This window comes from Streptomyces sp. NPDC003691, assembly GCF_053981115.1.
On the sequence record NZ_JBSFNQ010000005.1, the window covers coordinates 1 to 19805 of the forward strand.

Sequence of the window (19805 nt, forward strand, 5' to 3'; positions counted from 1 at the left end):
GCGGCCAACCAGCCGCGGACCATCGCGGGCGGGACGATCGCCGAGGATTCCTTCCTGGTCACCAAGATCCTGATCGGGATCAATCTGGCCGTCTTCCCTGACCAGCGGCCTGCCGTCGCCGGGCCGGGCCAGCCGCCCCTGTCCGGCCGGAGCCCGGCGGGCGGGCCCCGGCCTCGCGGGAGCCCGTTCCGGTTCCGCCGCGAACCCGGCGGCCGGAGGCGGGTGACTCCGGGACCGGAGGCGGTGCCCGGTGGGCCGGCTCCGGTCCCCCCGGCGGGCACCGCGCCCGGTGCGCGCCGCCCGCGGCGCGGGGCCGGGGCGGCGCGGGGCGTCCGGCGGAGTCCCTACGATGCCGGGCATGAAACAACCGACCGCGCGGCTCCGCTGGGAGCGGCGCACCCAGACCCCGCTGCTGGTACTGGCCGCGGCCTTCGGGGTGGCGTACGCGGTGCCGATCGTCGCCCCGGACGCCGCCGGGTGGGTGCGCCGGCTCTGCACGGTCACCGAGTGGTTCGTCTGGGCCGTCTTCGCGGCCGACTACCTGACCCGGCTCGCGCTCTCCACCCGGCGGTGGCGGTTCGTCCGCCGCCATCCGCTGGACCTGCTGGCCGTCCTCCTGCCGCTGGTGGCGCCGCTGCGGCTGCTGCGCGTGGTGGCGACCCTGCTGCTGGTCGGCCGGCGGGCCCGGATGGCCCCGCAGATAACCCTCACGACCTATGTCGGGGGCGCGGTGGTCGGACTGATGATGTTCGGCTCGCTGGCCGTGCTGCATGTGGAGCGGGACGCGCCGGACGGGAACATCCGGACGCTGGGCGACGCGGTGTGGTGGTCGTTCACCACGATGACCACGGTGGGGTACGGGGACCATGCCCCGACCACCGGCCTGGGCCGGATCCTGGCGGTGGGCCTGATGCTCTCCGGGATCGCGCTCCTGGGTGTGGTCACCGCCAATATCGCGGCCTGGTTCATCTCCCGCTTCGAACGCGACACGGCGGCGGAGCGGCGGCAGACGGAGCTGCTGGAGGCGCTGACCGAGGAGGTGCGGGCGCTGCGGGAGCAGGTGACCCGGCTCTCCGCGGCGGCTCCCGGGCCGGGGGGCGACGGGGCCGTGACCGTGGAGGCCGTGGCCGGGGGACCGCCCGCCGGAGGGCCGGAACCGCCCGCCGGGGGGCCGGCGGTCAGCGGGCCCGCCGCCGGGGGTGGCACGGCCGGGGGTGCCGCCGTCATCGTTCCCAGATCCGGAACGCCCTGATCAGATAGGGCGAACGGGGCGCCCAGACCCCGCTGCCCGGATAGGTGTCGAAGGCGCCGTGCTCCGCGCACTCCCGGGACTGGTAGGTGGTCACCGGGCGGCCGGTCCGGTTGGCGAGGGCCTCGGCGGCCGCCCCGGACGGCAGCGCCGTACAGGCTTCGACATCGGTCCCGGCCAGCTCGTACGTCCGGCGGGCGCCGCGGAAGTCCTCCGCCGTCCAGAGGCAGAGCGCCCCGGGCGGGCAGTCGCCGGAGGCCGCCGGTGCGGCGGCGGGTGCCAGGCCGGTGGCGGGTGCCGTGCCGGTGACTGTGGGACCGGTAGCGGGTGCGGGTCCGGAGACCGCTGATACGGCAGCGGGCGGCGCCCCGGACGCGGCCGGGGCCGGGCCGGAAGCCGGCGCGATGACCAGGGCGAGCGCGAGGGGCGGGGCGTACAGGAGGGTCTTCGTCCGCATCCCCGCACCCTGGTCCCGGGTACCCCGCCGCCGGAAGGTCGGGGCCACCGGCTCACCCGAACGGGCGATCCGGGAGGAGTGGCGGGGGCGGTGCCATGCGGCCGGGGGTCCGGGGCGGGCAGTCACCGGCGGCCGCAGGCCCGGCGGGTGCCGGTGCGGGGCGGCCGGGGCCTTCGCCGTACGGCCGCGGCGGTCCCGTCACCGCCGGCCGGACCCCGGTGCCGCAACCCCGGTGCCGTACGGCGAAGGTCCCGCCGGAACCCGTGCGGGTTCCGGCGGGACCTTCGGCAGTGCGGGGCGGGCCCGGGCGGGGGAAGACGCCCGGGGCCGGTGTCCGGGCCCGGCCGCGGAGCGCGCCCGGAGAGGGCCGGACCTACGCGTACGGCTCAGATATGGCCGACGCCCGCGCCCGCCTCCGCGTTCGCGCCCCGCTTCGTCAGCAGCGCGACGAAGACCGCGACCACCGACACTCCGGCGGCGACCAGGCAGGCCAGGCCCATCCCCGAGATGAAGGTGGAGTGGGCGACGTCCGCGATCCTGGCGGCGATCTCCTGCGGGGTGCCCGGGGCGACCGGCGGCACACCCACCTGGACCGCCTCGGCGGCCTTGTCCAGCTCGTGCCCGGACAGCGGCGGCAGCCCCGCGTCGGCCCAGTTGCCCGGCAGGTCCTTGCCGACCTTGGAAGCCATCACGGCGCCCAGGACGGCGGTGCCGAGCGCACCGCCGATCTGCATCGCGGCCTGCTGGAGACCACCGGCCACACCGGACAGCTCCATCGGGGCGTTGCCCACGATGACCTCGGTGGCACCGACCATCACCGGGGCGAGACCGAGGCCCAGCAGAGCGAACCAGAGGGACATCAGACCGCTGCCGGTGTCCTTGTCCAGCGTCGACATACCGAACATGGCGACTGCGGTCAGCACCATGCCGCCGGCCAGGGGTATCCGCGGACCGGTCTTGGTGATCACCGCGCCCGCCAGCGGGGAGCCGACGATCATCATTCCGGTGAGCGGCAGCAGATGGAGACCGGCGTCGACCGGGCCCAGCCCGTGCACGTTCTGGAGGTAGAAGGTGACGAAGAACAGCCCGCCCATGAAGGCGATGGCCATCAGCACCATCAGGACCGTACCGGCGGCCAGCGGCACCGAGCGGAAGAGCTTCATCGGGATCAGCGGCTCGGCGGTCCGGTTCTCCCACCAGGCGAAGACCGCGAAGAGCGCGACGGACCCGAGGATAAAGGCCCAGGTCTTGGCGCCGCCCCAGCCCCAGCCCTCTTCCGGAGCCTTGATCAGCGCCCAGACCAGGCAGAACATGGCGGTGGAGAGCAGGGCGATACCGGGGATGTCGAAGGAGCGCGCGGTGTTCTCGGCGCGGTGGTCCCGGAGGATCACCAGACCGAGGACGACCGCGACGATCCCCACCGGGACGTTGATGAAGAAGACGGACTGCCAGCTCACCTTCTCGACCAGCAGTCCGCCGAGGATCGGGCCGCCGGCCGTGGAGGCACCGATGACCATGCCCCAGATACCGATGGCCATATTGAGCTTCTCGGCGGGGAAGGTGGCGCGCAGCAGTCCGAGCGCGGCGGGCATCAGCAGCGCGCCGAACAGGCCCTGGAGAACCCGGAAGGCGATCAGCATCGCGATGGAGTCCGAGAAGCCGATCGCGGCGGAGGCGGCGGCGAACCCGACGACACCGACCAGGAAGGTCTGGCGGTGGCCGAAGCGGTCACCGAGCTTGCCCGCGGTGATCAGCGCCACGGCGAGGGCGAGGAAGTAGCCGTTGGTGATCCACTGGACGTCGGCGAAGGTGGCGTCGAGGTCGTCGGCGATCACGGGGTTGGCGATGGCGACGATGGTGCCGTCCAGGGCGACCATCATCACGCCGATCGCGACGGCGAAGAGCGTCAGCCAGGGGTGGCCGCGCAGTCCGCCGGCGGGAGCCGGAAGATCGTTCTGGGGATCCTGCGGCGTCTTGTCGATGGTGGTCTGACCTGTCATGGGAACCGAGGTTAGTGACAGCCTCTGACAGTTGACAATCGATTTTATTAGCCGGTAACTGTCACTTCGGTCACAGGTACGCTGACCTCGTCCGCACGGCGGCGGAAGCCGGGAGTGACAGGGCGACGGAGCGCGAGGACCGGCACCGGCCGCCCCCGCGGCGGATGCGGTGCGGACGATACGGGACGGCGGAGCGCGGGGACGACGGGGGTCCCCGCGGACGCGGGCCCTGGCCCACCCGATCGTCGGGCCCCGAGGACGATCGACCACCGATGAGCGAGGGCATGAAGTTGACGGTCGGGCCGGCGGAGACCGGCGGGCTGCGCGAGCGCAAGAAGCAGCGGACCCGGGACGCGCTGGCGCGCGCGGCGCTGGAGCTGTTCGCCACGAAGGGGTTCGAGGAGACCACGGTCGACGAGATCGCCGAGGCCGCGGACGTCTCCCAGCGGACCTTCTTCCGCTACTACGCCAGCAAGCTGGAGGTCGCCTTCGCGGTACAGGACGTCGTCGAGGAGCACTTCGTCGGGGAGCTGCGGAGCAGACCGCCCGGGGAGAATCCGTTCGAGGCGCTCCGGAACTCGGCACTGGCGGGCTGGGACACGGTGGAGGAGACGATCGCGGAGATCGTCCCGGTCGACCTCCATATGCGGACCTATCTGGTGATCGAGTCCACCCCGGCGCTGCTGGCCGCGCACCTTCGCCGGTCGCTGGCGACGGAGGAGAAGCTCAGCCGGATCATCGCCGAACGCGAGGGCCTCGACGTCGATACGGACCCGCGGCCCCGGCTCGTGGTGGCGACGATGAGCGGTGCGATGCGGGTGGCGGCCCGGCTGTGGAGCGAGGGCTCCGACCACAGCTCGGCGGCGATCCGCGAACTCGCGGCGCACTATCTGAACCGGCTGACGCCCGGGCTGCTGGGGCCGTGGCGGGACTGACGGTCCCGGCGGGCGCGCCGGGACCGGGGCTCCGGGACGGCGAGCGCCGTGATCCCGGCTCCGGGACGGCGGGCACGGAGACCGCGGGTACGGGGATGGTGAGCACGGAGACCGCGGATACGGGGACGGCGGCACCGGAACGGCGGGCACGGGGACGGTCGCACCGGGCCGTACGGCCGCGGGCTATCGGCCACGGCGAGCGTTTCCGGCCATAACCGGAAGCAAGGGTTTCCCGGTCCGGACCGGGCAGGGATCCGGTGGCCGCCCGCCCCGCCCGGACCCCCGGCGGTCCGCCCGCCGTGACATTTCCGGTGAAGCAGCGGCCGGACGCGCGTAGACCAGCCGGGAGACCACTCCGTCCCGAGGGGCGACGTGAGCGCGCCTGACCCCTACGATGAGGCGTATGGGTGATGTACTGGCCGGAATTCAAGCCACATGGGAGTTCGTGTCCGACTCCGTGCACATCCGCTATGAACGGGGACACCGCACGCCGAAGCTGCTCTCCGCGCTCCGTGAACGCCGTATCCCCCACGAGGCGCTGGCGTCGGTGACTCTCTCCCCGGGCAAGCGGGGGACCGTCGTCCTGCACGCCAGACCCCGGCCCGGCGCGGACCCGCTGATGGCCGCGGCGGCGGGTCAGCTCAAGGAGGAGTGCGACCCGTACCGGCTGGTCCTGCCCGCCGACCGGGAGGACGCCGCCGTGTACTACCGCGACGCGCTCCGCGCCGTACTGCCCGCCGACGCCGACCGGCCCGCCGCACGGTACGTGGTGGCGGCCCCCGGCTCCCCCATCGCCTTCAAGGGGTACGACGGCCGGGCCTCCTTCGACGGCCGGTACGTGGACCTCCGCTGGTCGCGCACCGGCGCCTCGTCCACCAAGTGGAAGGCGGGCGACCAGAGTTTCGCGGTCGGCGAGCTGAGCGGGGTGGAGTGGCGCACGCCGGAGGGCCTGGACGGCTATCTGCGGCTGCTGCGCAGGGTGCCCGGCCCGTCCTCCCCGCCCGCCGGTGCCGACAAGGACCCGGCGGCGGTGGTTTTCGGGGTGCGCAGCGGTTCGGTCCACGAGTCCCTGCCGTTCGCCGCCGCGGTGCTGGAGTCCGTCCAGCGCTCCGGCCCGGCACCGGCGCTCGCACTGAACACGGGCCGCCGGGACCCGGCGGACATCGCCGAGCGGATCCGCCATCTCGGGGAGCTGAGGGACGCGGGCCTGGTCACCGACGAGGAGTTCACCTCGAAGAAGACGGAGCTGCTGGCGGAGCTGTAGGGGCGGGAACTCCGGGGCCTTCCAGGGAGGAGCCGTGCGCCTCTCCCGGAGCGGCTGCCCCGCGGGTAGCACCCTGGTATGACCTCCCACTCCGCTCCCGGGTATGACGTCGGCGTTCCCTGAGCTGCCTAGGCTGGCCGGGTGACTGCACCTTCCCCCCAGAGCCCGCTGTGGCGCACCGGCCACGAGCAGCTGCGGCTCCTCACCGCGGCGCTGCGAACCCCTTCGCACCCGGCCACGCCGCTGCTCGCCGACTCCCCGCGCGCCTGGCTGCGCCGTCTCCCGTACGCCGTGGTCGTCGTCGCGGTCGCGGCCCTGCTGCCGGTCACGGTGAACACCCTCAGCGATCTGTACGCGCTCACCGGTCCGGCCGCGGGGGCGCTGGCGGTCGCCCAGACCGTCCCCCTGCTGCTGGCCCCGACCCGGCCGCTCCAGGCCTGGTGGCTGATGTTCACCGCGGCTGTGATCGGCGCGATGGCGCTGCTGGGCGGGACGGACGGACATCCCTGGCCCTGGACCCCGATGGTGATCATCGGCTATCTGATCCTGCTGGTCTTCCTCGGGCTCCGGGAGTCCCGCCGCGCCCTGGTGGGGGTGTGGCTGGCGACCGGGGTCGCCGGTTTCGTCCTCGAACTGGTCCGGCCGGACCTCGGCCAGGGCTCCTGGCTGCTGCTGTTCGTGCTCTCCGGGGTGGTGCTGGTGGTCACCGGTGCCCTGCGGGAGCGCGGCGACGCCCAGCGGAAGCTGGCCGCACAGGAGAGCATCAGCGAGACGGAGCGGGCGCAGCGCACCCTGCTGGAGGAGCGGACCCGGATCGCCCGGGAGCTGCACGATGTGGTCGCCCACCATATGTCCGTGATCACGGTGCAGGCGGACTCGGCGCCGTACCGGATCGAAGGGCTGCCGGAGCAGGCGGCCGAGGAGTTCGCGGCGGTCGCGGCGAGCGCGCGGGAGTCCCTGACCGAGATGCGCCGGCTGCTGGCGGTGCTGCGCAGCGAGGACACCGGGGGCGAGCTGGCGCCGCAGCCGGGCGTCGACCGGGTGCAGCAGCTGGTGGAGGCGACGGTACGGGCGGGGGTGCCCGCGGAGCTGTCGCTGAGCGTCGGCCCGGGAGCGGTGCCGCAGGCCGTGGACCTGTCGGCGTACCGGATCGTGCAGGAGGCGCTGGCGAACGTGGTGCGGCACGCGCCGGGCGCCACGACCAGGGTGTCGGTGGTGTCGGACGGCACGGATCTGACGGTCGTGGTCGTCAACGGGGCCGCCGCGTCCCCGGCGGAGCCGCTGGAGCAGGCGGGGACGGGCCACGGTCTGGTCGGTATGCGGGAGCGCGTACGGTTGACGGGCGGCACGCTGGACACCGGTCCGCTGCCGGACGGCGGATTCCGGGTGGCCGCGCGTCTGCCGCTGACCTCGCCCGGGACGGGGGAGGAGACCGCGTGACCATCCGGGTCATCATCGTCGACGACCAGGCCATGGTGCGGGCGGGCTTTGCGGCGCTGCTCTCCGCGCAGGCCGATATCGATGTGGTCGGGGAGGCCCCGGACGGCCGGGCGGGGGTCGCGGTGGCCCGCTCCGTCCACCCCGACGTGGTCCTGATGGACGTCCGGATGCCGGAGATGGACGGGCTGGCGGCGGCCCGGGCGATCCTGAGCCCGCCGGTGGGCGTGGTGCATGTGCCGAAGGTGCTGATGCTGACCACGTTCGACGTGGACGACTACGTGTACGAGGCGCTGCGCGCCGGGGCGTCGGGCTTCCTGCTGAAGGACGCTCCCCCGGCGGACCTGATCTCGGCGGTCCGGGTGGTCGCGGCGGGCGAGGCACTGCTGGCCCCCTCGGTGACGCGCCGTCTGATCGCGGACTTCGCGGCCCAGCGCCCGGCGCCGCGCCGCGACCCCTCGCTGCGGCTGAAGTCGCTGACGCCGCGCGAGACGGAGGTCCTGGAGCTGATCGCGCGGGGCCTGTCCAACCAGGAGATCGCGAGCCGGCTCGTCGTCGCCGAGCAGACGGTGAAGACCCATATCGGCCGGGTCCTGGCCAAGCTGGACCTGCGGGACCGCGCCCAAGCGGTGATCTTCGCCTACGAGTCCGGCCTGGTCCGCCCGGGCGGCGCGTAGCGCCGCGGGGGCGGGGGCGGGTCCCCCCGGGGCTCCGGGAGCCTCGGGAGGTCAGGCGGAGCGCTTGCGGAACTGTTCGATCAGCGCCGCGTAACCGGCGTCGGCGTGGCCGTCGGCCGCCGCTCGCCGGGCCATCTCCAGGAAGAAGTCCGGCAGCCCGGTGCTGACGCCGAGCGCTTCGGCCTCCTCGCGCAGGTGCTCCATACCGCCCAGGTGAACGGCGACGGTGGCGTCGGTGGCCGGGTACTCGCCCTCGTCGATCTGCTGCGCGTACGCGGAGACATAGCCGCTCGTCACATTGATCGCGGTGCCGGCGAGGGCCGCGAAGGTCGTCGCCTTGACGTTCGCGGTGCCCAGCAGTGCGGCGCCTTGCAGGAAGCCGTTCAGCACACCCCACATGATGCCCAGGATGGACAGGTCGTACAGGGCGGACAGACCGTGGTCCTCGTCGAGGTAGACGGTTCCGGTCTCGCCCAGTGCCGCCAAGGTGGCCTCGTGCACCTGGAAGGCGGCCTTCGAGCCGGAGTAGAGCAGCGTGGCCTCGGCCGTGCCGATGGCATGGGGAAGGGCGAGGACCGCCCCGTCGAGGTACTCGCTGTCGAATCCGGCCGCCCACCCGGCGGCCTCGCGGGCCTGGGTGGAGCTGGAGGTGGTCAGGTTGACGACGGTACGGCCGGCCAGCGAGGGGCCGACCGGGTCCAGCAACTCGCGTACGGCGTCGTAGTCCGAGACGCAGACGACGACGAGCGGGCTCGCCTCGACCGCGCTCCTCACGGAGTCGGCCAGGGCGGCACCGTCGGCGACGAGATCGCCGGCCTTGGCCGCCGAGCGGTTCCAGACGGTGGTCGGGTGGCCCTTCGCCAGGAAGGCCGCGGCCAGCGCCCGGCCCATCAGTCCCAGGCCGATGACGGTGACCGGCGTTCGCGAGGCGGAGGGGGCGGGACGGGTGGTCATATGTGCTCCTGCGTTTGTCGTGCGGTGCGGGTCATGACGGATGTACGGATGGCGGGACGGGCCGGCCGTCCCGACGGCGGTCCGGCGGGCATTTCGGCGGGCGTTTCGGCGGGCGTTTCGGCGGGCGTTTCGGGGCCTCACCCGAAGAAGCCGACGATGCTGCGGATACGGCCCCCGGTGAACTCGACGACGTCGTAGCCGGTGGTGGCGGTGCCGAGCCGCCAGCTGAACAGCGCGCGGTCGTGGTGGGCGCCGACCACGGTGCCGAGGGTGAACCTCAGGTCGCCGAAGCTCTCCCGGGCGCGGCCGATCACCTCGGACAGTTCGGCGTGCCCGCGCAGGCCCGCGTGGTGGGGGTCGGTGTAGAGCGAGTCCTCGGTGAGGACGGATCTCATCAGTGCCATCCGGACGGCGGCGTCCCGCTCGTTCCAGATGTCGAGGTAGGCGTGGATCACCTCGGTGGTGTTCATGTTCCGGCTCCTTCCTTGCGAAAAAAGGGGGGCGGATCGCTGCGGCCGGGTCCCCCGCCGCAGGCCGGGACGGTCTCCTGCTCCGGTGCACGGATCCCTCCCCCGGTTGTACGCGCCGTCTCATCATTACACGGCGTGTAGAGATTGCACGACGTAGATTAGAAGAACTCTGTAAACTGTCCATGTGAGCGACCAGACGATGAGCCGCCGTGACCGGCTGCGCGCCCAGACCGGCGCCGAGATCAAGGCGATCGCCATGAAACTCATGGCGGACGGCGGCCCGAGCGCCATCTCGCTACGCGCGATCGCCCGGGAGATGGGGATGACGGCCGGCGCGATCTACAGCTACTTCGCCACCCGCGACGACCTGATCACCACGCTCATCGGCGACGTCTACACCTCGGCGGTCGACGCCGCCGAGGCCGCTCGTGACGGCGTCCCGGAATCCGATCCGGGCGGCAGGATCCTGGCCTGGGCCGAGGCCATGCGCGCCTGGGCGCTGGCCAACCCGCAGGGCTTCCGACTGATCTACGGCGACCCGGTGCCCGGCTACCGGCCGCCCGACGACGGCCCCGGCAACCGGGCCGAACTGCGTGCCTGCAACGGACTGGTCGGCCTCGTCGCCGCGGCCCGGCCGACGGCCCCGGCGCCCCGGTCCGAGGACCGCGCCTACAGCTGGGACGACTTCCACCCGGACCTGGTGGCCCATGTCCGGAAGGACTTTCCGGACCTGCCGCCGGCGGGTCTCGCGATGACGCTGCGCGTATGGGGCCGGATGCACGGGCTCATGGCCCTGGAGATCTACGGCCACCTGCGCACCTTCATCCACGACCCGGCCACGGTCTACCGCGACGAGGTACGCGACTTCACCGCTTCCCTCGGCCTCGGACCTTCGTCACCTCGCTGACCGGCGGGACGTTCCGCTCCTCCACGACCGGCGGGTCGGCGGGTCGGCGGGTCGGCGGGTCGGCCCACCCCTACCCCGGTACGACGGTGCAGTTGGCTCCCCGGTGGGACGTACCGGCCGGTGCCGTCTTCTTACCTTCCTCCCCGGTCGCACCCGCACCGGCGGGTCGCTGAGGAGGGGAGACGGCGATGCGCCGGTCCGGAAGGCTCAGGAGGGGGCTGGTGAGCGTCGCGCTCGCCGTGGCCGCGGTCTCGGGGACGGCCGGGTGGGCTTCGGGCACCGCGCAGGAGCCGGTGACCGGGCCGCCGCCGGGCACGGACGGGTGGAACGCCGACCGGTCGCTGGGCCGGGCACTGCCCGACCCCCGGACCGCCGGCCCGCGGGAGGTGGCCGCCTTCTTCGAGCGGCTGGCGCCCCGGCAGCGGCAGCGGCTGGTGGAGCGGCACCCCCTCGTCGTCGGCAATCTCGACGGCGCTCCGCCGGAGACCCGGTACGCCGCCAACGCCCGTGCCGTACGCGGTACGGCGTACGAGCGGCTCGCCCGGGACGGGCGGCGCATCCTCGCCTTCGACCCGCGCGGCCGCGGACAGGTCGCCGAGGTCCACGGCGACCTGGCGCGGGCCCGGCACGTGGCCGTGATCGTGCCCGGGGCGGACATCGACGCGGGCACCTTCGACCGGCCCGGCCGGGGCCACCGCGGTCCCACCGGTATGGCCGCGGCGCTGCGCGCGGCCGCCGGCGGCGATACGGCCGTGGTCCTCTGGACCGGTTACACCACCCCCGTCGGCATCGGCGTCGACGCGGCCACCGGCCGGCTCGCCGAGGCCGGAGCACCACGGCTGGCCCGGTTCACCCGCGGGCTGACCGCCGCCGGTACCGCCCGCCCGAGCCTCTTCTGCCACAGCTACGGCTCCGTGGTCTGCGGGCTGGCCGCCGAGCACGCCGACGTCTCCGACATCGTCGCCCTCGGCTCCCCCGGCATGCGCGCGGACTCCGTGCGCGCGCTGCGGACCGAGGCCCGGGTGTGGGCCGCCAAGGACCCCACCGACTGGATTTCCCGGGTCCCCAATGTCCGGGTCTTCGGGCTCGGCCACGGCGAGGACCCGACCACGGCCGCCTTCGGGGCCCGCCGGATCCCCGCCGAGAAGGCGCGCGGCCACGACGGCTACTTCGCGCCCGGCACCGACTCGCTGCACGCCTTCGCCGCCATCACCCGGGGAGAGGCCCGATGAACACCACCACCGCAACGGACCGGCCGACGCCCCGGCCGACGGGGCGACAGACGGGTCGACGGATTGGCCGGTTCGCCGCCTTCGCCGAGCGGGTCGAGCGCCGTACCCCGGCCGGCCGGGACCGGGCGGTCGACGGGCTGCGTGCCCTCGCCCTGCTCGCCGTGCCAATCGGCCACTGGCTGCTCGGCGGTCTCGACCTCGGCGACGACGGTGCCCTGCGCAACGCCAGCCCGCTCGCCGCCTTCGGCTACTTCGCCCCGATGACCTGGGTACTCCAGCTGCTGGGCATCTTCTTCCTGGTCGGCGGGTACGCCTCCGTGCGGTCCTACCACCGCCGTACCGGCTCCACCGCCGCCTGGCTGCGGGGGCGCACGGCCCGGCTGGGCCGCCCGGTCCTCGGTGTGGCCGCGGTCTGGGCCGTACTGATCCCCCTGCTGACCCTGCTGGGGGTTCCCGGGACGACCCTGCGGACCGGCACGACGCTGGTCGTCCAGCCGCTGTGGTTCGTCGGCGTCTACACCGTGGTCACCGCGTTCACCCCGTACTGCGTCCGCGCCTCCCGGGCCCTCGGCGTATGGGCCGCCGCACCGCTGCTGCTGTCCGTCGCCGCGGTCGACCTGCTGCGGTACGGGCCCTGGGCGGACGCCGTACCGTCGTGGCTGGGGCTGCTCACGATCCTGCCGGGCTGGCTGTTCGGCTATCAGCTCGGCGTGAGCTGGGGCGAGGGCCGGATCGACCGGGCGCGGGCCCGGCTGCTGCTGCTCGGCGGCGCCGCGCTCTTCGCCGCACTGCTGCTGGCCTTCGGCTATCCGGCGTCCATGGTCGGGGTCCCGGGCGAGGCCAGGACCAATTCGCATCCGCCGTCGCTGCTGGTCCTGGCGCTGGCCGCGGCGCAGAGCGGGGCGGCGATCCTGCTGCGGGACCGGATCGGACGGCTGCTGGCCCGGCCGAAGCTGTGGGCCCCGGTCGTGGTGGTGAACCTGTCGGCAATGACCATCCTGTGCTGGCACCAGACGGCAATGCTGGCGGCCGCGGTACCGGGGTCGTACGCCGGCCGGATCGCCGGGCTGACCACCGCGCCGGACACGCTCGGCTGGGTCTTGGCCCGGGTCGCCTGGCTGCCGCTCTTCGCCGTACTGCTGCTGCTCATCGGGCGGTACGCCCGGGTCTTCGAGACCCCGTGGCGCTCCGGCACCCCGGCCGCGGGCGCGCTCCGGGCGCTGGCCGGGCTGCTGGCGGCGGGCTTCGCGGTCTTCGCGCTGGCGCCGGTGTGAGGGGGCGGGGCCGCGCCGCCGGTGCGGGGTGGGGCACCCGTCGCCCCACCCCGCAACGCCGCCGGAGGCAGCCGCGTCCGGGGCTACTCGCGTGCCGCCGATGTCGACGACATGTCCGGGTAGCGGTCGCCCGCCACCCGGGCCGCGATCGGTTCCAGCAGGGCCAGTTCGTCCGCGGTCAGCCGCAGCCGGGTCGCCGCCGTGTTCTCCCGGACCCGTTCCGCGCGCCGGGTGCCGGGGATCGGGACCACCGGCAGGCCGTGCACCTCGGCCCGCTGGTGCACCCATGCCAGGGCGATCTGGCCCGGGGTCGCCCCGCGGGCCTCGGCGATCGACCGGACCGGCGCCAGCAGGGCCGCGTTGGTACGGGCGTTGTCGCCGGTGAAACGGGGCTGGTGGGCGCGGAAGTCGCGGGCCGAAAGATCGGCCGCCGCATCGGTGAAGGCACCGGTCAGGAAACCGCGGCCGAGCGGTGAGTACGGGACGAACGCGACGCCCAGTTCGGCCGCGACCGGTACGGCCGTACGCTCCACGTCCCGGCTGAACAGCGACCACTCCGACTGGAGCGCGGCGATGGGGTGGACGGCGTACGCCTCGCGCAGCTCCGGTCCCGTCACCTCGCTGAGGCCGATATGGCGGATCTTGCCCGCGGCGACCAGCTCGGCGAGCGCACCGACCGATTCGGCGAGCGGTACGGCCGGATCGCGGCGGTGCATGTAGTAGAGGTCCACATGGTCGATGCCGAGCCGGGCCAGGCTGGCGTCGATGGACCGCCGGATATAGGCGGGGTCGTTGGAGATCCCCCGGTAGTCGTCGTCGTCCGTACGGACGATGGCGAACTTCGTCGCCAGGGTGATCTCGTCCCGGTGGGCGCGGACGAAGGGGGCGAGGAAGCGTTCGTTGGCGCCGCGCCCGTAGGCGTCCGCCGTGTCGAAGAGGGTGACCCCGGCCGCCAGGGCCGCGTCCAGGGCGGCGCGGGCGGCGGGCTCGTCGGTGTCGCCGTAGAACTCGCTCATGCCCATGCAGCCGAGTCCCTGGACACCGACGAGGGGGCCGCCGGTGCCCAGCCGGGTGCGGGCGATCGGGGCGGGGTCCGGGTCGGGTACGCCGTTCATGACTGGTCGTTCCTTCCGTACAGCTCGATCTTGTGGTCCAGGACCGCGAGGGTCTCCTGCAGTTCCACGATCCGGGAGCGGACATCGCGGCGGGTGCGCTCCAGCAACTGTGCGCGTTCGTCGAAGGTGTGCTCGCCGAGCCGTACCAGCTCGGCGTAGCGGACCATGTCGGCGACCGGCATCCCGGTCAGCCGCAGCTTGCCGACGAAGGCCAGCCAGTCGAGGTCCCGGTTGGTGAAACGGCGCTGGCCGGTGTGGGAGCGGTCGATGTGCGGCATCAGGCCGATCCGTTCGTACCAGCGCAGGGTGTGCGCCGACATCCCGGTCCAGGCGGCGGCCTCGCCGATGGTGTAGCGGTCCTGCCCGTCGGGGCGGGGGTGCCCGGGGTGCGGCTTGCACAGGTCGACGGCGGTATCGCCGGAGCCGCTCTCGGTCAGCGTCGTCATGCCTTCCACGCTAGGACCTTCGAGTGCACTCCAGGCAAGCGCAGGCCCGGTGACCGGGCGGGCGGCTCCGGTCGGTGGTAAGGGCACGGGCTACCCTCGTGCGCATGCAGAGCCTGGCGACGACCGAGACATGGCCCGTACCCACCGCCGCCGCCGCGGTGGTCCGCGCGGACGGGACGGTGGCCGGGCGGTACGGCCCCACCGGGCACCGTTTCCCGCTGGCCTCGGTGACCAAGCCGCTGGCCGCCTACGCGGTGCTGGTGGCGTACGAGGAGGGCGCGGTCGAACTGGACGAGCCCGCCGGTCCGCCCGGTGCGACGGTCCGGCATCTGCTGGCGCACACCTCGGGTCTCGCCTTCGACTCCCCGCGGGTGAGTGCCGAGCCGGGCACCCGCCGGATCTACTCGAACACCGGCTTCGAGGTGCTCGCGGACCATGTCGCCAAGGCGACGGACATCCCGTTCGCCGAGTATCTGCGGCAGGCGGTCCTCGAACCGCTGGGCATGACGGCGTCGGCGCTGGAGGGCTCGGCGGCCAAGGACGCCGTGTCGACGGTGGACGATCTGGTGCGCTTCGCGGCGGAGGTGCAGGCACCGAGGCTGCTGGACGCCCGGACCGTACGGGACGCGATGACGGTCGCCTGGCCGGGGCTGGCCGGGCTGCTGCCGGGGTACGGGCGGCAGACGCCGAACGACTGGGGGCTCGGTTTCGAGATCCGGGACGGCAAGGCGCCGCACTGGACCGGCGCCGCGTCGTCGCCGCGGACCTTCGGGCACTTCGGCCAGTCGGGGACGTTCCTGTGGATCGACCCGGACGCGGGCGCGGCGTGCGTGGCGCTGACGGACCGGGCGTTCGGGCCGTGGGCGGTCGACGCATGGCCGCGGTTCACGGACGCGGTGCTGGCGGAGTTGCGCGCCTGACCGCTCGCGCGGGGCGTTGAGGGTCCCTTGTGCCCGGGGCCGCCGCCGGGACCCGGGGGGCCTTGTACCCGGGGCCGCCGGGGGCCTTGCGGTTCACGTCGCCTCGTCCGCGTGCGCCTGACGGTGCGCCTCACCCCTCCTCCGTGCGGGGAGCGCCCTGCTCCGAATCCGTGGATGGCCGGCCATCCGTCGTCTCTGGCCTGTCGCGCAGTTCCCCGCGCCCCTTCCGGGGCGCGAGGAGCCCCGTACGAGGCGCTGGGGGTCCCCTCGTACCGAAGGCATAGGGGGCGGAACTGCGCGCGCGACCAGCCGGTGCCCGTCGGTCGGCAGACAGCCGCTGCCGACCGGGCGCTCGCCGCGCCCGAACGCACCGCGCCACCGGGCGCAGTCGGCGGACCGGAGCACCGGCCCTCGCGCCGAAGGCGCAAGTGGGGCCGCACGGGGGAGCCACCCCGCTGTGAACAGGGCCCGGCGGTCAGCCCGGTATGCCGGGGAATTCCCAGATCAGGACCTCCGCCGCGGTGGACTCCGACGCCGTCAGGGTCAGGCCGCGGGTGTCGGTGAGGCGGGCCGAGTCGCCGGGGGCCAGGGTTGCGTCGCCGAGGACGACCGTGCCGTGGACGACATGGAGGTACGCGGCCGAGGCATCGGGGACGGCGGCCCGCTCACCGGGGCCGGGGCGGCGGACGTGGAGCGCCGCGCCCGCGCGGGGCAGCGGGAAGGGCTCGCCGTCCCCGACGCCGCGGACGACCTCGTACGCGGGCGCTCCGCCCGGCTCCAGCGGCAGCAGCCACATCTGGACGAACACCAGCGGCTCCGCACCGGAGTTGCGCTCGACATGGCGGACCCCGTCACCGGCGCTCAGCCACTGGACGTCGCCCGGGCGGACGACCGTGGTGTGCCCGGCGGAGTCCTCGTGGGTCAGCTCGCCCGCCGCGACCCAGGTGACGATCTCCGTATGGCTGTGGGGGTGTTCGGCGAAGCCGGCGCCGGGGGCGAGCCGCTCCTCGTTGCAGGCGATCAGACCGGCGAAGCGGAGGTTCGCGGGGTCGTAGTGCGGCCCGAAGGAGAAGGCGTGCGCCGTCTCGATGCCGGTGCCGGGCTCCCCGCCCGGATAGCGCTGCGCGGCGCGGCGTACGTCGATCACATGCCCCACCGTAGCCTGGGCGGCACCCCGCGGGATCCGCCCCGGCGGGCCGTCCCGGTCCGCGGATAAGGCAGTCTTGTCACGTGCCCGAACCTGGATCGAACGACGCCCACTCCCATTCCGCGACCCTGAAGCGACTGGAGCAGTCCTCCGGGCGGCTCGCGGCGAACGCCATCGCGCGGATGGACGAGACCCTGCCGTGGTACCGGGCGATGCCCCCGGAGAACCGGTCGTGGATCGGTCTGGTCGCCCAGGCCGGTATCGCCGCGTTCACGGAGTGGTTCCGGCATCCGGAGACCCCCCAGGCGATCTCGACGGACGTCTTCGGGACCGCCCCCAGGGAGCTGACCCGGGCCATCACCCTGCGGCAGACCGTCGAGATGGTGCGGACCACGATCGAGGTGATGGAGACCGCGATCGACGAGGTCGCGGCCCCGGGCGACGAGGCGGTGCTGCGCGAGGCGCTGCTGGTGTACGCCCGGGAGATCGCGTTCGCCACGGCCCAGGTGTACGCGCAGGCGGCGGAGGCCCGGGGCGCCTGGGACGCCCGGCTGGAGTCGCTGGTGGTCAACGCGGTGCTGTCGGGCGAGGCGGACGAGGGCGCGGTGTCCCGGGCGGCGGCACTGGGCTGGAACGCGCCGGAGCACGTCTGTGTGGTGCTGGGCACCGCGCCGGACGGGGACAGCGAGCTGACGGTCGAGGCGATCCGCCGGGCCGCCCGGCACGCCAAGCTCCAGGTGCTGACCGGGGTGCTGGGTGACCGGCTGGTGGTGATCGCGGGCGGCAGCGACAGCCCCCTGGCGGTGGCGAAGGCGCTGATCGGGCCCTATGCGGCGGGTCCGGTGGTGGCCGGGCCCGTGGTGCCGGACCTGCTGGCGGCGACCCGCTCGGCGCAGGCCGCGGCCGCGGGGCTGAAGGCGTGTTCCGCCTGGCAGGACGCGCCGCGGCCGGTACTGGCCGACGATCTGCTGCCGGAACGGTCGATCGCCGGGGATCCGGCGGCCCGGGAACAGCTGGTGGAGGAGATCTACAGACCGCTGGAGGAGGCCGGCTCCGCCCTGCTGGAAACCCTCAGTGTCTATCTGGAGCAGGCCAGCAGCCTGGAGGGTGCCGCACGGATGCTTTTTGTGCATCCCAACACCGTGCGCTACCGGCTGCGACGTGTGACCGATGTCACCGGATGGTCACCCTCCGACGTCCGTTCGGCGTTCACGCTGCGAATCGCCCTCATTCTCGGACGCCTGGCCGACGGAGATCTCCAAACCTAGGCTTTTGTGGGACACCCACAATTCCCCTGGCCGTTCTTCGTCCCTGTCCCCACGGGCGTCGGGGACGCCGCACAAGAGAGAGTGGGAGAGTGCTCGTACTCGTCGCTCCCGGCCAGGGCGCTCAGACGCCCGGCTTCCTGACCCCCTGGCTCGAACTCCCCGGTGCCGCCGACCGCCTTGCGGAGTGGTCCAAGGCCATCGACCTCGACCTCGTCCACTACGGCACCCAGGCCGACGCGGACGAGATCCGGGACACCGCGGTGGCCCAGCCGCTGCTGGTGGCCGCCGGGCTGCTCGCTGCCCAGGCCCTCGGTGATGTCCGTCCGGACGCGGTCGCGGGCCACAGCGTCGGTGAGATCACCGCCGCCGTCCTCGCCGGAGTCCTCGACGAGATCTCCGCGCTCCGGTTCGTCCGGGCCCGTGGCCTGGCGATGGCCGAGGCCGCCGCGGTGACCGAGACCGGGATGGCCGCCATGCTCGGCGGCGAGCAGGACGTAGTCGTCGGCCATCTGGAAGGGCTCGGCCTCACCCCGGCGAATGTGAACGGTGCCGGGCAGATCGTGGCCGCGGGCACCGCGGAGCAGCTCGCCGCCCTGGCCGAGAACAAGCCGGAGGGCGTTCGCCGGGTCGTCCCGCTGAAGGTCGCGGGCGCGTTCCACACCGCCCATATGGCCCCCGCGGTGGCCGTGCTGGAGCAGAAGGCGGCGGAGCTGACCGTCGCCGACCCGAGGACGCCGTACGTCTCGAACCGGGACGGAGCCGTCGTCACCGGCGGTGAGGAGGTCGTCGCCCGGCTCGTCGGGCAGGTGGCCAACCCGGTCCGCTGGGACCGTTGCATGGAGACCTTCCAGGAGCTGGGGGTCACCGCGCTGGTGGAGCTCTGCCCCGGTGGCACCCTCACCGGGATCGCCAAGCGTGCCCTGCCGGGGGTCAAGCCCCTGGCGCTGAAGACGCCGGACGATCTCGACGCGGCCCGTGAACTGATCGCCGAGCACACCGGCCCGGCGGCCTGACCACGGCCCGGACCCGGACAAGGAGAGCCGTACACATGGCGAAGATCAAGCCCAGCAAGGGCGCTCCCTATGCGCGGATCATGGGTGTCGGCGGCTACCGGCCCACCCGGGTCGTGCCCAATGACGTGATCCTGGAGACGATCGACTCGTCGGACGAGTGGATCCGGTCCCGTTCCGGCATCGCCACCCGCCACTGGGCCTCCGACGAGGAGACCGTGACCGCGATGTCCCTGGAGGCGTCGGGGAAGGCGATGGCGGACGCGGGCGTGGAGCCGCACCAGATCGGCGGTGTCATCGTCGCCACGGTGTCGCACTTCCAGCAGACCCCCGCGGTGGCCACCGAGATCGCCGACCGGCTCGGCACCGTCAAGCCCGCGGCCTTCGACATCTCGGCCGGCTGCGCCGGCTTCGGCTATGCCCTCACCCTCGCCAAGGGCATGATCACCGACGGCTCCGCGGAGCACGTCCTGGTCATCGGGGTGGAGCGGCTGAGCGACCTCACCGATCTGGAGGACCGGGCGACGGCCTTCCTCTTCGGTGACGGCGCGGGCGCGGTCGTCGTCGGTCCCGCCAAGGAGCCGATGATCGGCCCGACGGTCTGGGGCTCCGAGGGCGACAAGTCCGACACCATCAAGCAGACCGTGCCGTGGACGGACTACCGCGACGGCACGGTGGAGCGGTTCCCCGCGATCCGGCAGGAGGGCCAGGCGGTCTTCCGCTGGGCCGTGTTCGAGATGGCGAAGGTCGCCCAGCAGGCGCTGGACGCGGCCGGGATCACCGCCGACGAACTCGACGTCTTCATCCCGCACCAGGCCAATATGCGGATCATCGACTCGATGGTGAAGACGCTGAAACTGCCGGACCATGTCACGGTCGCCCGGGACGTGGAGACCACCGGCAACACCTCGGCCGCCTCGATCCCGCTCGCGATGGAGCGGCTTCTGGCGACCGGGCAGGCCAAGAGCGGCGACACGGCGCTCGTCATCGGCTTCGGGGCGGGTCTCGTCTACGCAGCAACGGTCGTTACCCTCCCCTAGTCA

19 protein-coding genes are annotated in these 19805 nt (G+C 73.5%); 12 read left to right on the plus strand and 7 right to left on the minus strand.

What is annotated here, in order from left to right; genetic code table 11:
* The first annotated feature begins 349 nt into the window (after positions 1-349).
* A complete protein-coding gene (locus ACWDR0_RS03945; protein ID WP_456350023.1) occupies positions 350-1252 on the plus strand; it encodes a potassium channel family protein in 903 nt (300 codons plus the stop codon).
* Here ACWDR0_RS03945 and ACWDR0_RS03950 read toward each other — a convergent pair.
* Positions 1224-1706 (minus strand): peptidase inhibitor family I36 protein, encoded by a 483-nt coding sequence (locus ACWDR0_RS03950; protein WP_456350024.1) that lies wholly within the window; start codon positions 1704-1706, stop codon positions 1224-1226. The two genes, ACWDR0_RS03945 and ACWDR0_RS03950, sit on opposite strands and share 29 nt — an antisense overlap.
* Positions 1707-2092: 386 nt before the next feature.
* Complete coding sequence (locus ACWDR0_RS03955; protein ID WP_456350025.1) at positions 2093-3706, minus strand: MFS transporter; 1614 nt, start codon at positions 3704-3706, stop codon at positions 2093-2095.
* 284 nt (positions 3707-3990) lie between these two features.
* Between ACWDR0_RS03955 and ACWDR0_RS03960 the strand changes: the two genes are divergently transcribed.
* The 4 genes from ACWDR0_RS03960 to ACWDR0_RS03975 all read left to right on the plus strand — a co-directional run bounded on the left by ACWDR0_RS03960 (position 3991) and on the right by ACWDR0_RS03975 (position 8019).
* A complete protein-coding gene (locus ACWDR0_RS03960) occupies positions 3991-4641 on the plus strand; it encodes a TetR family transcriptional regulator (RefSeq protein ID WP_456350026.1) in 651 nt (216 codons plus the stop codon).
* Positions 4642-5044: 403 nt separating this feature from the next.
* Positions 5045-5905, plus strand: a complete 861-nt coding sequence (locus ACWDR0_RS03965; RefSeq protein ID WP_456350027.1) for a DUF4429 domain-containing protein — start codon at positions 5045-5047, stop codon at positions 5903-5905.
* Between the two features lie 141 nt (positions 5906-6046).
* Positions 6047-7345: a sensor histidine kinase gene (locus ACWDR0_RS03970; protein WP_456350028.1), complete on the plus strand. Its 1299-nt coding sequence runs from the start codon at positions 6047-6049 to the stop codon at positions 7343-7345.
* Positions 7342-8019 carry a response regulator gene (locus tag ACWDR0_RS03975; protein WP_456350029.1) on the plus strand — a complete coding sequence of 226 codons (678 nt, stop codon included), beginning with the start codon at positions 7342-7344 and terminating at the stop codon, positions 8017-8019. Before ACWDR0_RS03970 ends, ACWDR0_RS03975 begins: the two co-directional genes overlap by 4 nt.
* A 51-nt stretch (positions 8020-8070) precedes the next feature.
* On the opposite strand, the gene ACWDR0_RS03980 is transcribed toward ACWDR0_RS03975, so the two are convergent.
* Positions 8071-8973 (minus strand): NAD(P)-dependent oxidoreductase, encoded by a 903-nt coding sequence (locus tag ACWDR0_RS03980; protein WP_456350030.1) that lies wholly within the window; start codon positions 8971-8973, stop codon positions 8071-8073.
* Positions 8974-9110: 137 nt separating this feature from the next.
* Complete coding sequence (locus ACWDR0_RS03985) at positions 9111-9443, minus strand: nuclear transport factor 2 family protein (RefSeq protein WP_456350031.1); 333 nt, start codon at positions 9441-9443, stop codon at positions 9111-9113.
* Between the two features lie 184 nt (positions 9444-9627).
* Here ACWDR0_RS03985 and ACWDR0_RS03990 point away from each other — a divergent pair, with 184 nt between their 5' ends.
* From ACWDR0_RS03990 to ACWDR0_RS04000, 3 genes are all read left to right on the plus strand, one after another.
* Positions 9628-10350: a TetR/AcrR family transcriptional regulator gene (locus tag ACWDR0_RS03990; RefSeq protein ID WP_456350032.1), complete on the plus strand. Its 723-nt coding sequence runs from the start codon at positions 9628-9630 to the stop codon at positions 10348-10350.
* A 188-nt stretch (positions 10351-10538) separates the two neighbouring features.
* Entirely contained in the window at positions 10539-11582 is a 1044-nt protein-coding gene (locus tag ACWDR0_RS03995) for an alpha/beta hydrolase (protein ID WP_456350033.1), read from the plus strand.
* Positions 11579-12856: an acyltransferase family protein gene (locus ACWDR0_RS04000; protein ID WP_456350034.1), complete on the plus strand. Its 1278-nt coding sequence runs from the start codon at positions 11579-11581 to the stop codon at positions 12854-12856. The genes ACWDR0_RS03995 and ACWDR0_RS04000 overlap by 4 nt, the downstream gene beginning before the upstream one ends.
* Positions 12857-12939: 83 nt before the next feature.
* Here ACWDR0_RS04000 and ACWDR0_RS04005 read toward each other — a convergent pair whose 3' ends face one another.
* Complete coding sequence (locus tag ACWDR0_RS04005; RefSeq protein WP_456350035.1) at positions 12940-13971, minus strand: aldo/keto reductase; 1032 nt, start codon at positions 13969-13971, stop codon at positions 12940-12942.
* Positions 13968-14417 (minus strand): MerR family transcriptional regulator, encoded by a 450-nt coding sequence (locus ACWDR0_RS04010; protein WP_456350036.1) that lies wholly within the window; start codon positions 14415-14417, stop codon positions 13968-13970. Before ACWDR0_RS04010 ends, ACWDR0_RS04005 begins: the two co-directional genes overlap by 4 nt.
* A 104-nt stretch (positions 14418-14521) precedes the next feature.
* On the opposite strand from ACWDR0_RS04010, the gene ACWDR0_RS04015 reads away from it, so the two are divergent.
* Positions 14522-15337: a serine hydrolase domain-containing protein gene (locus ACWDR0_RS04015; RefSeq protein WP_456350037.1), complete on the plus strand. Its 816-nt coding sequence runs from the start codon at positions 14522-14524 to the stop codon at positions 15335-15337.
* Positions 15338-15812: 475 nt separating this feature from the next.
* On the opposite strand, the gene ACWDR0_RS04020 is transcribed toward ACWDR0_RS04015, so the two are convergent.
* On the minus strand, positions 15813-16484 hold the full coding sequence (locus ACWDR0_RS04020) for a pirin family protein (protein ID WP_456350038.1): 672 nt from the start codon (positions 16482-16484) through the stop codon (positions 15813-15815).
* Between the two features lie 83 nt (positions 16485-16567).
* On the opposite strand from ACWDR0_RS04020, the gene ACWDR0_RS04025 reads away from it, so the two are divergent.
* From ACWDR0_RS04025 to ACWDR0_RS04035, 3 genes are all read left to right on the plus strand, one after another.
* Positions 16568-17752 (plus strand): PucR family transcriptional regulator, encoded by a 1185-nt coding sequence (locus tag ACWDR0_RS04025; protein ID WP_456350039.1) that lies wholly within the window; start codon positions 16568-16570, stop codon positions 17750-17752.
* An 89-nt stretch (positions 17753-17841) separates the two neighbouring features.
* A complete protein-coding gene (locus ACWDR0_RS04030) occupies positions 17842-18765 on the plus strand; it encodes an ACP S-malonyltransferase (RefSeq protein ID WP_456350040.1) in 924 nt (307 codons plus the stop codon).
* A 35-nt stretch (positions 18766-18800) separates the two neighbouring features.
* Complete coding sequence (locus ACWDR0_RS04035) at positions 18801-19802, plus strand: beta-ketoacyl-ACP synthase 3 (protein ID WP_456350041.1); 1002 nt, start codon at positions 18801-18803, stop codon at positions 19800-19802.
* Positions 19803-19805 lie beyond the last annotated feature (3 nt).

What these genes read in the sequence shown, in the direction of transcription:
- ACWDR0_RS03995 (WP_456350033.1), top strand. Translation starts at nt 10,539, where the DNA reads ATGCGCCGGTCCGGAAGGCTCAGGAGGGGGCTGGTGAGCGTCGCGCTC.
- ACWDR0_RS04015 (WP_456350037.1), top strand. Translation starts at nt 14,522, where the DNA reads ATGCAGAGCCTGGCGACGACCGAGACATGGCCCGTACCCACCGCCGCC.
- ACWDR0_RS03965 (WP_456350027.1), top strand. Translation starts at nt 5,045, where the DNA reads ATGGGTGATGTACTGGCCGGAATTCAAGCCACATGGGAGTTCGTGTCC.
- ACWDR0_RS03985 (WP_456350031.1), bottom strand. Translation starts at nt 9,443, where the DNA reads ATGAACACCACCGAGGTGATCCACGCCTACCTCGACATCTGGAACGAG.
- ACWDR0_RS04005 (WP_456350035.1), bottom strand. Translation starts at nt 13,971, where the DNA reads ATGAACGGCGTACCCGACCCGGACCCCGCCCCGATCGCCCGCACCCGG.
- ACWDR0_RS04000 (WP_456350034.1), top strand. Translation starts at nt 11,579, where the DNA reads ATGAACACCACCACCGCAACGGACCGGCCGACGCCCCGGCCGACGGGG.
- ACWDR0_RS03955 (WP_456350025.1), bottom strand. Translation starts at nt 3,706, where the DNA reads ATGACAGGTCAGACCACCATCGACAAGACGCCGCAGGATCCCCAGAAC.
- ACWDR0_RS03950 (WP_456350024.1), bottom strand. Translation starts at nt 1,706, where the DNA reads ATGCGGACGAAGACCCTCCTGTACGCCCCGCCCCTCGCGCTCGCCCTG.
- ACWDR0_RS03980 (WP_456350030.1), bottom strand. Translation starts at nt 8,973, where the DNA reads ATGACCACCCGTCCCGCCCCCTCCGCCTCGCGAACGCCGGTCACCGTC.
- ACWDR0_RS03960 (WP_456350026.1), top strand. Translation starts at nt 3,991, where the DNA reads ATGAAGTTGACGGTCGGGCCGGCGGAGACCGGCGGGCTGCGCGAGCGC.
- ACWDR0_RS04010 (WP_456350036.1), bottom strand. Translation starts at nt 14,417, where the DNA reads ATGACGACGCTGACCGAGAGCGGCTCCGGCGATACCGCCGTCGACCTG.
- ACWDR0_RS04035 (WP_456350041.1), top strand. Translation starts at nt 18,801, where the DNA reads ATGGCGAAGATCAAGCCCAGCAAGGGCGCTCCCTATGCGCGGATCATG.
- ACWDR0_RS03945 (WP_456350023.1), top strand. Translation starts at nt 350, where the DNA reads ATGCCGGGCATGAAACAACCGACCGCGCGGCTCCGCTGGGAGCGGCGC.